At 64.1% G+C, this 12400-nt stretch carries 11 protein-coding genes; 5 read left to right on the forward strand and 6 right to left on the reverse strand.

The genetic code is table 11. From position 1 onward, the window contains the following. Positions 1 to 183 precede the first annotated feature (183 nt). Together BMX61_RS13560 and BMX61_RS13565 are read left to right on the forward strand one after the other, a co-directional pair. Entirely contained in the window at positions 184 to 885 is a 702-nt protein-coding gene (locus BMX61_RS13560) for an SDR family NAD(P)-dependent oxidoreductase (protein WP_075628307.1), read from the forward strand. Then, positions 879 to 2465 carry a cryptochrome/photolyase family protein gene (locus BMX61_RS13565; protein ID WP_075628306.1) on the forward strand — a complete coding sequence of 529 codons (1587 nt, stop codon included), beginning with the start codon at positions 879 to 881 and terminating at the stop codon, positions 2463 to 2465. The genes BMX61_RS13560 and BMX61_RS13565 overlap by 7 nt, the downstream gene beginning before the upstream one ends. Before the next feature lie 129 nt (positions 2466 to 2594). On the opposite strand, the gene BMX61_RS13570 is transcribed toward BMX61_RS13565, so the two are convergent. From BMX61_RS13570 to xylF, 3 genes are all read right to left on the reverse strand, one after another. Beyond that, a complete protein-coding gene (locus BMX61_RS13570; RefSeq protein WP_075628305.1) occupies positions 2595 to 3380 on the reverse strand; it encodes an ATP-binding cassette domain-containing protein in 786 nt (261 codons plus the stop codon). 46 nt (positions 3381 to 3426) lie between these two features. Further along, complete coding sequence (locus BMX61_RS13575) at positions 3427 to 4740, reverse strand: sugar ABC transporter permease (protein ID WP_075628304.1); 1314 nt, start codon at positions 4738 to 4740, stop codon at positions 3427 to 3429. A gap of 286 nt (positions 4741 to 5026) precedes the next feature. Next, the gene (xylF, locus tag BMX61_RS13580) at positions 5027 to 6067 is read right to left on the reverse strand and encodes a D-xylose ABC transporter substrate-binding protein (protein WP_075628303.1); all 1041 of its coding nucleotides are present in this window, start codon (positions 6065 to 6067) and stop codon (positions 5027 to 5029) included. A 227-nt stretch (positions 6068 to 6294) separates the two neighbouring features. Here xylF and BMX61_RS13585 point away from each other — a divergent pair, with 227 nt between their 5' ends. Continuing rightward, positions 6295 to 7506 (forward strand): ROK family transcriptional regulator, encoded by a 1212-nt coding sequence (locus tag BMX61_RS13585; RefSeq protein ID WP_075628352.1) that lies wholly within the window; start codon positions 6295 to 6297, stop codon positions 7504 to 7506. A gap of 77 nt (positions 7507 to 7583) precedes the next feature. Here the strand turns inward: BMX61_RS13585 and iolG are convergent, their stop codons facing one another. Further along, positions 7584 to 8579 carry an inositol 2-dehydrogenase gene (gene iolG / locus BMX61_RS13590; RefSeq protein ID WP_075628351.1) on the reverse strand — a complete coding sequence of 332 codons (996 nt, stop codon included), beginning with the start codon at positions 8577 to 8579 and terminating at the stop codon, positions 7584 to 7586. A gap of 387 nt (positions 8580 to 8966) precedes the next feature. Here iolG and BMX61_RS13595 point away from each other — a divergent pair, with 387 nt between their 5' ends. After that, a complete protein-coding gene (locus tag BMX61_RS13595; protein ID WP_083639489.1) occupies positions 8967 to 9245 on the forward strand; it encodes a hypothetical protein in 279 nt (92 codons plus the stop codon). A 91-nt stretch (positions 9246 to 9336) separates the two neighbouring features. On the opposite strand, the gene BMX61_RS13600 is transcribed toward BMX61_RS13595, so the two are convergent. Both BMX61_RS13600 and BMX61_RS13605 read right to left on the reverse strand, forming a co-directional pair. Further along, the gene (locus BMX61_RS13600) at positions 9337 to 9921 is read right to left on the reverse strand and encodes a hypothetical protein (protein WP_075628302.1); all 585 of its coding nucleotides are present in this window, start codon (positions 9919 to 9921) and stop codon (positions 9337 to 9339) included. Positions 9922 to 9951: 30 nt separating this feature from the next. Beyond that, the gene (locus BMX61_RS13605) at positions 9952 to 10953 is read right to left on the reverse strand and encodes a LysR family transcriptional regulator (RefSeq protein ID WP_075628301.1); all 1002 of its coding nucleotides are present in this window, start codon (positions 10951 to 10953) and stop codon (positions 9952 to 9954) included. A 339-nt stretch (positions 10954 to 11292) separates the two neighbouring features. On the opposite strand from BMX61_RS13605, the gene chvE reads away from it, so the two are divergent. Beyond that, positions 11293 to 12363, forward strand: coding sequence for a multiple monosaccharide ABC transporter substrate-binding protein (gene chvE / locus BMX61_RS13610; RefSeq protein ID WP_075628300.1), 1071 nt, complete (start codon positions 11293 to 11295; stop codon positions 12361 to 12363). Positions 12364 to 12400: the final 37 nt, after the last annotated feature.

Raw genomic sequence — 12400 nt, forward strand, 5'->3', positions numbered from 1 at the left:
GCAGAAAGCGGCGCGTGCTTGTGCGTAAGGGACGAGCGGGGGGCGGCGTGTGGTGTGGTGGGACGATCCGATGAGGGCCGGGCGGCGTAGGAGGAGATGGAAGGCTTGGCGTGCAGGCCAAAGCGCATATTTTAAAGCCGCCTTGTGGTGGCCGCTGCTGACGTGGCCGAGCGGGAGGAGTGGATGATGCAGTCGTTGCGGCAGGGTTTCACCGCGCTCGTGATCGTGGCAAGCGGCGGCATAGGCGGTGCCGTCGCGCGGGCGCTGGACGGCGCGCCTGCGGCAGGCCAAGTTCTCCGTCTGTCTCGCAGCGTCGATGGGCTGGATATCACCGATGAGGCGCGTGTGGCTGCGGCGGCCGAGCGCATGAGCGGGGAGCTGGATGGTTTCGACCTGATTTTCGATGCCACCGGCGCGTTGGAGATCGCTGATGACCGGCCGGAAAAATCGCTGCGTGCGCTGGATCCCGCCGCCATGGCCCGGCAGTTCGCGGTCAATGCCATCGGCCCGGCGCTGTTGATCAAGCATTTCTCACCCTTCTTGCCGAGGGATCGGCGTGCGATCTTCGCCACGCTGTCGGCGCGGGTCGGCTCGATCGGCGATAACAGGCTGGGTGGCTGGATCTCCTACCGCGCGGCCAAGGCGGCGCTGAACCAGATCGTGCGCACGGCCTCGATTGAACTGGCGCGCAGCCGGCCGCAGAGCCTGCTCGTGGCGCTTCATCCCGGCACGGTGGCAACAAATCTGACACAGACCTATGGGCAGGGGCATGACAAAATGGCGCCGGATGCGGCCGCCCACCGGCTTCTGGCCGCGCTGGATGGCCTGCCGGACGACGCGAATGGCGGCTTTTTCGCCTATGATGGCAGCAGGATCGAATGGTGAGCGCGCGCAATCTGATCCTGATCCTCGGCGATCAGCTGTCCCTCGATGTCAGCAGCCTCAACGGCGCTGACCCGAAGATTGACCGCGTGGTTCTCTGTGAGGTGATGGAGGAGGCAACTTATGTGCGCCATCACCCCAAGAAGATCGCCTTTCTCTTTTCCGCCATGCGCCATTTCGCCGAAGCGCTGAGGCACAAGGGCTTTTCGGTCGATTACACCAAGCTCGACGATGTCGACAACAGCGGCTCCTTCACCGGCGAAGTGCGGCGGGCGGTGCGTGCGCTTCGGCCTGAGCGGCTGATCGTTACCGAGCCGGGCGAATATCGCGTGGCGCAGGCCATGGCCGGCTGGCAGCGGGATTTCAACCTGCCGGTCGAGATCCGTGACGACAGGCGCTTTCTCTGTTCGCGCGCAGACTTCGCCGCCTGGGCCAAGGGTCGCAAGGCGCTGCGCATGGAATATTTCTACCGAGACATGCGCCGTCGGACCGGCCTTTTAATGGATGGCGACCAGCCGGTCGGGGGACGCTGGAATTTCGATGCGGAAAACCGAAAGCCAGCCTCGCAAGCGGGCGACGACCTGTTTGCGCCGCCCGCCAGACGCGCGATCCGGCCTGATCGGATCACCGCGCAGGTGCTCGAGTTGGTGTCAGCACGGTTTTCGGCGCATTTCGGTAGCCTCGAGGGTTTCGATTTCGCGGTGACGGCCAAGGACGCCGAATCTCTGGTCGATGATTTCGTCACCCATCATCTGCCATCCTTCGGCGACCGGCAGGATGCGATGCTCACGGCCGATCCCGTGCTCAGCCATTCGCTGCTGTCCTTCTATGTCAATGCCGGCCTGCTGGATCCGCTCTCCGTCTGCCGCCGGGTCGAGGCTGCTTATCGAGCGGGCAAGGCGCCACTAAACGCTGCGGAAGGCTTTATCCGCCAGATCATCGGCTGGCGGGAATATGTGCGCGGCATCTACTGGCTGCAGATGCCCGGCTACGCCGAAAACAATGCGCTCGACGCCAGCCGCGCCTTGCCGGATTTTTACTGGACGGGCGAAACCAAAATGGCCTGCGTCAGTGCCGTCGTTCGCCAGACACGGGACATGGCCTATGCCCACCATATCCAGCGGCTGATGATCACAGGCAACTTCGCGCTTCTGGCGGGCATCGACCCGCAGGCTGTGCATCGCTGGTATCTGGAGGTCTATGCCGATGCCTATGAATGGGTGGAAATGCCCAATGTCATCGGTATGAGCCAGTTTGCCGATGGCGGGCTGCTCGGCTCCAAGCCCTATGCCGCCGGCGGCAGCTATATCAACCGCATGTCCAATTATTGCGGTGGCTGCGCCTATGACGTGAAGAAGAAGACGGGCACGGATGCCTGCCCCTTCAACGCGCTCTACTGGGACTTTCTCGCCCGGCACGAAAGTCGCTTCCGCAGCAATCGGCGCATGGCGCCCGTCTATGCCAGCTGGGCGCGGATGGCGCCGGAAACGCGCAAGGCCTATCGCGAGAGCGCGGCCGCCTTCCTGCGCGACCTCGACCGAGCCCCCAAAACCTACGGACAGATTGAGCCTGATCAAGCATGAAACCAGCCGGCAAATGAAGCTGGCACTCATTATATATAGAGGGCCAGATTTTCATGCGGGCCGGCTGCTGATCTGGGCGGGGCAGGCCGGTTGTCGAACGGGCCTGCCCCTGTCGGTTTCGTGTCGCGCTCAGGCCATCTGCATGGCGCCCGGGCCGGGAACGGCCTTGGCCGGAACCTTGCCCAGAATGATCATGCCCAGCACCTCGTCCTTGGTCACGTCCTCCGTGCGGGCGTGACCGACGACCTGGCCGTTCTTCATCACCGAGACGCGGTCGGCCAGGTCGAAGACATCGTGGATGTCGTGGCTGATCAGGAAGATGCCGATGCCTTCGCGCTTCAGCTGCTTGATCAGTTCGCCGACCTGCGCCGTTTCCTGGGGGCCAAGCGCCGCGGTCGGCTCGTCCATGATCAGGATGCGGGCATTGAAGAGGATGGCGCGGGCAATCGCCACCGACTGCCGCTGCCCGCCCGAAAGCGCCTTCACCGGCTCCTTGAAGCGGCGGAAGTTCGGGTTCAGCCGGCCCATGACCTCGCGGGCCTTGGCCTCCATGGCCACGTCGTCCAGCGTGCCCCACGGGGTGCGCAGCTCGCGGCCGAGATAGAGATTGGCGGCAGCGTCGACATTGTCGGCGACGGCGAGCGTCTGGTAGATGGTCTCGATGCCGTATTTCTTGGCGTCGCGCGGATTGCCGATCTCGGCCGGCTCGCCATTGATCAGGATCTCGCCACCATCGCGCTTGTAGGCGCCGGAAAGGATCTTGATCAGCGTTGACTTGCCGGCGCCATTGTGGCCGAGCAGGGCCACGACCTCGCCGGGATAGAGATCGACCGAGGCATTATCCACGGCATGGATGCCGCCGAAGGAGATCGAGATGTTCCGCATTTCCACGAGCGGCGTCTGATTGTCCAACATGGTCCTCTTCCTTAAGACTGTGACCGAAGGAGCGCGATAAATCGGCTCACTTGGCGCGCGCGCGGTAGACGGTGTCGAGCCAGACGGCGATGACGAGCACCATGCCGACGACGATGCGCTGCAGCGGGCTGTCGATGCCGAGCAGCACCATGCCGGACTGTAGCGACTGCATCACGAAAGCGCCGAGCATGGCGCCGGCGATCGTGCCGGTGCCGCCGGCCAGCGAGGTGCCGCCGATGACGGCCGCCGCGATCGTATAAAGCTCGTCCAGTTCGCCCTGCGCATTGGTCGCGGCGTTGAGCCGGGCCGTCGAAATCGCCGCCGCGATGGCGCAGAGCGCGCCCATCAGCGTGAAGATGCGCACGGTGACCCAGCGGGTCTTGATGCCCGCAAGCTCGGCAGCCTCGGGATTGCCACCGATGGCGAAGACATAGCGGCCGAAGCGCAGGCGGGTGGAGATGAAAGTCATGATGATGCCGGCCGCGATCGCCATCAGCACGGGAACGGCGATGCCATGCGGGATCAGCAGCCCGCCTTCGGGCCAGGCGATGGCGTTGGCATCGGCATAGCGGCGGGCAATGTTGGCCGGCCAGTAGTAGGAATTGGCGACGGTGACGAAGCCCAGCACCATGACACAGCCGACGCCGCCCAGGACATATTCCGCCCAGACCGGCCTGCGGGGAAAGCCGAAGCGCTTGCGCTGGCGGCGCGCATGCAGGAGCGCCCAGATGATCGCAAGGCAGGCGACGAGGCCGACGATCCAGCTGGCGGTCGCGCCGATCGAGCCTTCGGTGCCGCCGCCCATCAGGCGGAAGGTGGGGTCCATCGGCGCCACGGTCTGGCCCGAGGTGACGAACCAGGTGGCGCCGCGCCAGACCAGCAGGCCGCCAAGGGTGACGATGAAGGAGGGCACGCCGAGAAAGGCGATGATCAGCCCATGCAGCGCGCCGATGGCAGCGCCGGTGACAAGACCGATCAGGAGCGTCAGGGCCCAGATGGCGGGATGGCCGAGACCGAGATATTGCGGCAGGATCTGCGCCTGGGCGACGCCCATCACCATGCCGCAGAAGCCGAGCACGGAGCCGACCGAGAGGTCGATGTTGCGCGTGACGATGACCAGCACCATGCCGGTGGCCATCACGGCGACCGAGGATGTCTGCACCGTCAGGTTCCACAGATTGCGCGGCGTCAGAAACAGGCCGCCGGTGGAAATCTGGAAGCTTACCCAGATGATCAGGAGCGCCCCGATCATGCCGAGGAGGCGCGTGTCGATTTCGGTCGCGCGGAAGAAGCGGCGCACCGGATTTTCATTGGCGCCGCGCGCCACGTTCAGATGCACGCTGTTGATCGTGTCGGCCATGATGCTGGCGCTCTCCTCAACCCCTTGAAGATCGTCTCGAGGCGGCCGGTCAACCGGCAGTCTCTCAGGCACGTGCGCCCTGGCCGAACCCTGCTTTCGGCAGCGGGTCGCTCAGGCAGGGCTTGGCCTTCTGTGAAGCAGGACCACGATGCAGGCTGGCGGCTGCATCGTGGTCCACGGCCTCCAGGCAATCGCCACCGCAAAAGGCGACGGATCCTGCGCGGTGGCCGGTTTGCATCCGTCTTGCCGATGGGGCGCTCACGCTCCTATCGGCAAGACGTCGTCCTTACTTGCAGGCGGGGACCTTGTCGCCCTTGACGCCCTGGCAGGCTTCCGCCTTGGTGATCCAGCCGGCGTCGATCACGGTGCCGAGATTGGCCTGGGTGATCGGCTGCGGCTTCAGGAAGACCGACTTCATCTCGGCCTTTTTCGGGCCGCCATTGAAGGTCTGGACGCCGGAGATCTGGTCCATGGTCTTGCCACCGGCCAGCTCCACGGCGATTTCGGCGGCGCGCTTGCCGAGTTCGCGGCTGTCCTTCCAGACGGACACGGTCTGGGTGCCGAGTGCGACGCGGTTCAGCGCGGCCTTGTCGGCATCCTGGCCGGACACCGGAACGGAGCCGGCGAGGCCCTGGGCGTCGAGCGCGGCAATGGCGCCACCGGCCGTGCCGTCGTTGGAAGCGACCACCGCGTCGATCTTGTTGTCGTTGGCGGTGAGGAACTGCTCCATGTTCTTCTGGGCGATTTCCGGCTTCCAGCCATCGGTATAGGCTTCACCGACGTTCTTGATCTTGCCGGCGTCGATGGCGGCCTTGACCACTTCCATCTGGCCCGAGAACAGGAAGTCGGCATTCGGATCGGCGGAGGAGCCCTTGATGAAGACGTAATTGCCTTCCGGCTTGACCTTGAAGACCTCCTGCGCCTGCAGGCGGCCGACTTCCTTGTTGTCGAAGGTGATGTAGAAGGCGGCCGGGTTCTCGATCAGGCGGTCATAGCCCACGACCGGAATGCCTTCAGCCGCTGCCTTTTCGATGGCCGGGCCGATGGCGTCGGAATCCTGGGCCAGAACGATCAGTGCATTGGCGCCCTGCGAAATCAACGATTCCACGTCGGTCAGCTGCTTGGCCGGCGACGACTGGGCATCGGCGGAAATGTACTTGTCGCCGGACTTGGCGAGCGCGGCCTTGATGGCGGCCTCGTCCGTCTTCCAGCGCTCTTCCTGGAAGTTCGACCAGGAGACGCCGACGACGAGATCCTTCGCCTGGGCAACCGAATTGAGCGACATGATGACGGCAAGGCCCGTCATCAGCTTGAACACTGATGTCATGAAGTCCTCCCAAAGGCCGGCCTCCCGCCCGAACCTCCCGGGCGGCTCCCATCAGCCGGCATATGACCGGAAAGACCGGAAATCCGGTTTTTCTCGACAGTCGAGAAAATATTTGGCAGATAGAACTTGGCCTGTCAACATGGGTCACAAGAGGATTTCGATCGAAACATGCGGCCGCGCCATGTCCACATTTGCCTGAGATGGGCGTCGCGACGAGCGAGGCATGGATGCTGATCCGCTCGTCCACGCCAGAGGCGCTGCGCCAGAACAACAGCCTCGCCGTGCTCTCGGCCATGCGTCGGCAGGGCATGATGGCCCATACGGATCTCTGCGCGGAAACGGGGCTGGCCTCCGCCACCGTCTCTGCCATTACCGCCGTGCTTGAGCGCGATGGGGTGATCGAACGGCTGGAGCAGAAGCCGGCCGGCGGCCGCGGTCGTCCCCGTGTCCTCTTCCAGCCGCGCCGCGATTTCGGCTATGTCGCCGCTGTGCGCATTTCCTCCGACGTGGTCCAATATTCGCTGGTCGATTATGCTGGCCGGCTGATCGACCGCTTCGAGGAGGCGCGCGTGCATGCCGATGGCGCAACTACCGCATTCGGACAGAGCTTTCTCACTGCGCTCGCACGGCTTGCCGAACGCTCCCGCTTGGCGCGCGAGCAGGTTCTGGCGGTTTCGATCAGCTCCAAAGGCATCGTCGATGCCGATAGCGCTCGCCTCTTGTGGTCGCCGGTGCTTGGCGGCGCAACGCTCGATTTCGCCGGGCTGATCAGGCCGCTCTGGCCCGCGCGGGTGATGCTGGCCAACGAGTCGCTGCTGGTTGCCCAGGCCATTGCCGGCAAACGGGAGGCGGAGGGACATGCGCCGGCGCTGGCCGCCCTCTCGCTCGGCCACAGCATCGGGCTTGGCGTCGCCCGGCGCGACCGGCATGGCGAATGGGAGGTCACGGCTCCGAATTTCGGCCATATGCAGCACATGGCCGGAGGTTCGCTCTGTCGTTGCGCGAGCCAGGGCTGCGTCGAGGCCTATGCGGGCTTTTACGCCGTGCTGCGCACCGCCTTCCAGGTTCCTCCGCAGACGATCCCCGCCAAATTCGTGCCGATCACGGAAATGGAAAAGATCGCGGCGCAGGCGCGCGCCGGCAACCGCATGGCGATCTACGCTTTCCGCCAGGCGGGGCTGGCGCTCGGGGCGGGGCTGGCGCGGGTCATCAGCCTCTTCGGCCCCATGCCGGTGGCGGTGACCGGCCCTGGCCTTCGCTTTCTGCCGCTGATGCAGGACGGCCTGACCGATGCCTTTGCCGAAACCCATGAGGGGCGGCTGAATGGTGTGCCGCCGATCCTGCCGATGACGGGCGAGGATGAGCTGGTCTTCGAAGGCCATGTGAGCCGAGCCCTGGCCGAGATCGACCTGACGCTGGCAACAGCGCGCGCGAGCTGAGCCGGACGGGGCGGCATTAAAAAACCCGGCAGTCGCCTGCCGGGTTTGGGTCAGATCGCCTTGCCTGTCCTGGTGGATTAGAGCGCAACCTCGATCTGGCGCTTCTCCGTCACCGACTTCACGGCCGCATCCGCCAGCAGCAGGGCGGCGAGACCGTCTTTGCCGGAGGGTGAAATGGTCGCGCCTTCCTCGATGGCGGCGATGAAGCCGGCGATCTCGTTGGCATAGGCCTCGGTGTAGCGGGTCATGAAGAAATCATGCAGCGGCGGACGGGTATAGCCCTCGCCATTGGCGATCTCGATGGATACCGCACGCTGGTTTTCGGCCGAAACGACCCCCTTGGATCCATGCACCTCGATTCGCTGGTCATAGCCGTAGGTGGCGCGCCGCGAATTGGAAATCACGGCCTGTCGGCCGGACGCCGTCTGTAGAATCACCGACACGCTGTCGTAATCCCCGGCCTTGCCGATCTCCGGATCGACCAGCACGGCGGCATGCGCCGTCACCGTGACCGGCTCTTCGCCGAGCAGGAAGCGGGCCATGTCGAAATCATGGATGGTCATGTCGCGGAAGATGCCGCCCGAGCGCTTGATGTAATCGACCGGCGGGGCGCCGGGGTCGCGCGAGATGATCGTCACCATCTCGACATCACCGATCCGTCCCTCGTCGATTGCCTTGCGCACCGCCATGAAATGCGGATCGAAACGACGGTTGAAGCCGACCATCAGCTTGCCGCCGGTCTGTTCCACCACGTCGAGGCAGGCACGCACGCGCTCGGCATCGAGATCCACGGGCTTTTCGCAGAAGATCGCCTTGCCGGCGCGGGCGAAACGCTCGATCAGATCGGCGTGTGTGTCGGTCGGTGTGCAAATGACGACGGCGTCGATATCGCTGGCCGCTTCGATCGCCTCGATCGTGCGCACGTCGCAGCCAAAGGCGTCGGCAATCGCCTGCGCGGCCGCCGGGAAGGCATCGGCCACGGCCACGAGCTTTGCCTTGGCATCGGCGCTCACCGCCTTGGCGTGAACCTTGCCGATACGTCCGGCACCCAGAAGACCAAATCTGACAGTCATGGTTTTTCTCTCGATCGCGCGGCCAAGGCCGCAGTTGAAGCGGGTGTGATCGCGCTCACCCTGCAAAAGCGCCGCGGACTGTGCCCGCTTGAAATCGTTGGGACCGTGCCGGCGCACAGCGCTCGAAGGCAGTGCCGCACGCCCGTCGCAATCCGTCCGTCTACACCATGTGTTTCGGAACGTATTGTTGAAAAAATCCAGTGGCGGAATGTTTATTCCGCTCATTCCACGGCCGTCAAGCGCTGGCTTCAGCACGGCGCCGCTTTCCCTCAAGGATGAGAGGCCACGGCTTTGTGAGCGAGAAAAACATCGACGCCCGGCATCTTCCCATTGAATTTGCGGGGCAGGAGCCGCAAAACGCGGCTTTGCTGCATCCAAGAGGCCTCAATGATCAAGCTGATCGATCCGGACCATCCGTTCTACCGGCCGCTCTGGCGGCGGCTGCTGATCGTCGGCGCCTGCTTTGCCTGGACGGGGGTGGAGTTCTGGAATGGCGAGCAGACCTGGGGCACGATCTTCCTGATCATTTCCGCCTATGTCGTGGGCGCGCTGATCCTGTTTTTCAAGCCAAAGACGCCGGATGCGCCTTTTGCCGGCATCGAACCTGCCGTGCCCAGCGAAGCGGCTGCGCCAGACGAGGTTGGCCGGGACGACAAGCGGCCTTGATGCCGGGCATGTGATGGTAGAGCGCGTCGGCGTGATTCGCCTTGCCGTGCGCACATCTCACGCGTTTGGCTGCATCCTCTACCGCTACCCCTCAGGACGAGCGGCGTGCCTTCCCTGGCGTGGCCTGCGCAGCCTCTGCCCGCCGGCGCAGGCGCCTTGCAGCTTCGTCGATCAGCATATTGGCAAGCGTCATGCGCCGCGTGGCGGCTGCCTGAAAGGCCGCGTCATGACGGTCGGGATGATTGAGCCTGGCAAAGCGGCGTCGTTTTTCGTTCAGGCTTTCGAGCGTATCCGTGGCCGACAGGCCGAGTTCCGCCGCGATCTCTTCCGGTGCGAGGCGCTCGAGATGGCGCGGCATAGTCCGCTCGGTCTTGACCTTAGGCTCAGGCGCAGCGGCGGCCTTTGGCTTTTCAGGCGCGGGAGGAGCCTTGCCGGCGGCATGCGCTGCTTTCGGGCGAATCGCGGCGTCGTCTGGTTCCGTCTCCTGACCGAACGCGCGGTAGGCCCCTGCCGCATCAGCCCCGTGATGCAGGTCCGCACGCGTGCGATCGGGCGCGAAACCAGCCGACAGGCCCTGGATGGCGGAGATCGACGGGGAGGGGGCTGCGTTGGCGTTCTCACCCTGTTCGGCGGCCAGACGTTCCAGCACGGATTGAAACACGGATCGAGCGAACATGGCTGCGGGCCCTCGGCAAAGATCCCCCTACTATGCCGGCTCGGGGTGATGCGAAGCTGACGTGCCCTGCTGGAGAATGAGGTCGTAGAGCAGCTTGGCGCTGGGCGGCAGGGCCCGGCCGCGCGCTGTGATCAGGCCATAGGGGCGGATCTTGATGGGGAAGCGGCTGGGCAGGACGCGAATGCCGCCGAGCTGCCCGCCGCTGCCATCGATGACCGTCGCGACATCATGGGCGACGGGCGCGACAGCATTGGTGTTGCGCACGATGGCAAGCGTCAGGATGATCGAGGACGTGTTGATCACCGTTTGCGGAAACGGCACGCCGGCATCCATGAAACTGTCTTCCACGGCTCGGCGCAGAAGCGTGCCCGTTGGCTGGAAGACCCAGTCGTAACCCGGCAGATCCGCCGGCTCCACCGCCTCGCGCTCCAGCAGCGGATGGCCTTCGCGCACGATCAGCCGCACGTCCTCCTCGCCGATCACCACCATGTTGAACTGCCGCGGCTCGACATCGTCAGGCACCCGGCCGATGACGAAATCATGCCGCGCGGCCAAGAGTTCGCGCACCAGCACATTGCTGTTTTCGATCTGCACGCTGATCTCGATGCCGGGATAGGCGGTGGTGACCTGGCGAATGGCCGGCACGGCCAAGCTGAGCGCAGGCCCCGTGACCGAACCCAGCGAAACCTTGCCGCTGCTGCCGACCTTCAATTCCGCGATCTCGCGCGTCGTCTCGCGCAGTTCGAGAAAAATGGTGCGCGCCCGCCGGGCCAGCGCCTGGCCATAGCGCGTGAGCTCGACGCCGCGGGCCACCCGCTCGCACAGGGGCGCCTGAAGCACGCTTTCGATCTCCGTCAGCATGCGCGAGGCGGCGGGCTGCGACATGCCGAGCGCTTCCGCCGCGGCGCTGATCTGCCCGTGATCCTCGATCGCCAGAACGAGCTGAAGATGGCTCATTTTCAACCCGGACCGGAATATCCCCAGGCCAGCGCGATCATCTGAGCGTGTAGGGCGCGCAGCCTTGTCGATCATGGATTGTTTTCCTTCCGGCCGCTGCAAAGCGCTTGGCAAGGTCTAAATGCCATGCTTCACTCACATTTAAGCGATAATTGACCTAATTAGTCACACTGTTTGACCATCATATAACATCTTTGATATGGGCATACACCTATATTGCATTTGACAGTTATGTCGTTTGATTCCAGTTTGCCGCCATGTGCGTTGCGCGGGGGAGGTGTGGGCCGGGAGGGCTCCTTTCATACCCAAAGCTTCAAGCCTGTTCCGGCCTCCAGGGGAGGCAAGGGATGGCTCCGTGTTGCACATGCCAAAGGCGGCCTGCGCCGCCTGTCCGAGACCCAAGGGAGAGACTGAATGAAACTGCTGACCTCACTTCTGGCCGCTGCCGCCATCGGCGTGGCCTCCTTCGTCGCGCCCGCCATGGCGGCAGAGAAGGGCGTCGTGGGCATCGCCATGCCGACCAAGACGTCGACGCGTTGGATTTCCGACGGCGAGACCATGGAAAAGCTGTTCAAGGAAGCCGGCTACACCCCGGACCTGCAGTTCGCCGATGACGATATTCCGAACCAGCTGGCCCAGATCGAGAACATGGTGACCAAGGGCGCCAAGGTCCTCGTGATCGGCGCCATCGACGGCACCACGCTGTCGGACATTCTCGCCAAGTCGCATGAGGCCGGCGTCAAGGTCATCGCCTATGACCGCCTGATCCGCGACTCGGGCAATGTCGACTACTACGCCACCTTCGACAACTTCCAGGTCGGCGTTCTCCAGGCAACCTCGCTCGTCAACGGCCTGAAGGCCAAGTTTGCCGGCGTAAAGCCTTGGAATGTCGAGCTCTTCGGCGGTTCGCCTGACGACAACAACGCCTTCTTCTTCTATGATGGCGCCATGTCCGTCCTCAAGCCGCTGATCGACAGCGGTGACATCGTCGTCAAGTCCGGCCAGCAGGGCATGGACAAGGTCGGCACGCTGCGTTGGGACGGTGCTGTTGCCCAGGCCCGCATGGAAAACCTGCTGTCTTCCAACTACACCGACGCCCATGTCAACGGCGTGCTGTCTCCCTATGACGGCCTGTCGATCGGCATCATTTCCGCGCTCAAGGGCGTCGGCTACGGCTCTGGCGAGCTGAAGATGCCCGTCGTTACCGGTCAGGACGCAGAACTGCCCTCCGTCAAGTCGATCCTGGCTGACGAGCAGTATTCCACCGTCTTCAAGGACACCCGCGAACTCGCCAAGGTTACGGTCAGCATGGTCGACTCGATCATGAACGGCAAGGAACCGCAGGTGAACGACACCAAGACCTACGACAACGGTGTCAAGGTTGTTCCGTCCTACCTGCTGAAGCCGGTTGCCGTCGACAAGTCCAACGCCAAGGACGTTCTCGTCGGCTCGGGCTACTACACGGCCGCCCAGCTCGGCAACTGAGCCGAACCCGTCACTCCCGGAGAGGGACGGCACTGGA

It is taken from the genome of Xaviernesmea oryzae, from assembly GCF_900109605.1.
GTDB lineage: Bacteria > Pseudomonadota > Alphaproteobacteria > Rhizobiales > Rhizobiaceae > Xaviernesmea > Xaviernesmea oryzae.

Bases quoted from the DNA above. Each gene is read 5' to 3' on its own strand.
- BMX61_RS13570 (WP_075628305.1), bottom strand. From the start codon at position 3,380: ATGTTGGACAATCAGACGCCGCTCGTGGAAATGCGGAACATCTCGATC.
- BMX61_RS13595 (WP_083639489.1), top strand. From the start codon at position 8,967: ATGATCAAGCTGATCGATCCGGACCATCCGTTCTACCGGCCGCTCTGG.
- BMX61_RS13565 (WP_075628306.1), top strand. From the start codon at position 879: ATGGTGAGCGCGCGCAATCTGATCCTGATCCTCGGCGATCAGCTGTCC.
- BMX61_RS13560 (WP_075628307.1), top strand. From the start codon at position 184: ATGATGCAGTCGTTGCGGCAGGGTTTCACCGCGCTCGTGATCGTGGCA.
- chvE (WP_075628300.1), top strand. From the start codon at position 11,293: ATGAAACTGCTGACCTCACTTCTGGCCGCTGCCGCCATCGGCGTGGCC.
- BMX61_RS13585 (WP_075628352.1), top strand. From the start codon at position 6,295: ATGCTGATCCGCTCGTCCACGCCAGAGGCGCTGCGCCAGAACAACAGC.
- xylF (WP_075628303.1), bottom strand. From the start codon at position 6,067: ATGACATCAGTGTTCAAGCTGATGACGGGCCTTGCCGTCATCATGTCG.
- BMX61_RS13600 (WP_075628302.1), bottom strand. From the start codon at position 9,921: ATGTTCGCTCGATCCGTGTTTCAATCCGTGCTGGAACGTCTGGCCGCC.
- iolG (WP_075628351.1), bottom strand. From the start codon at position 8,579: ATGACTGTCAGATTTGGTCTTCTGGGTGCCGGACGTATCGGCAAGGTT.
- BMX61_RS13605 (WP_075628301.1), bottom strand. From the start codon at position 10,953: ATGATCGACAAGGCTGCGCGCCCTACACGCTCAGATGATCGCGCTGGC.
- BMX61_RS13575 (WP_075628304.1), bottom strand. From the start codon at position 4,740: ATGGCCGACACGATCAACAGCGTGCATCTGAACGTGGCGCGCGGCGCC.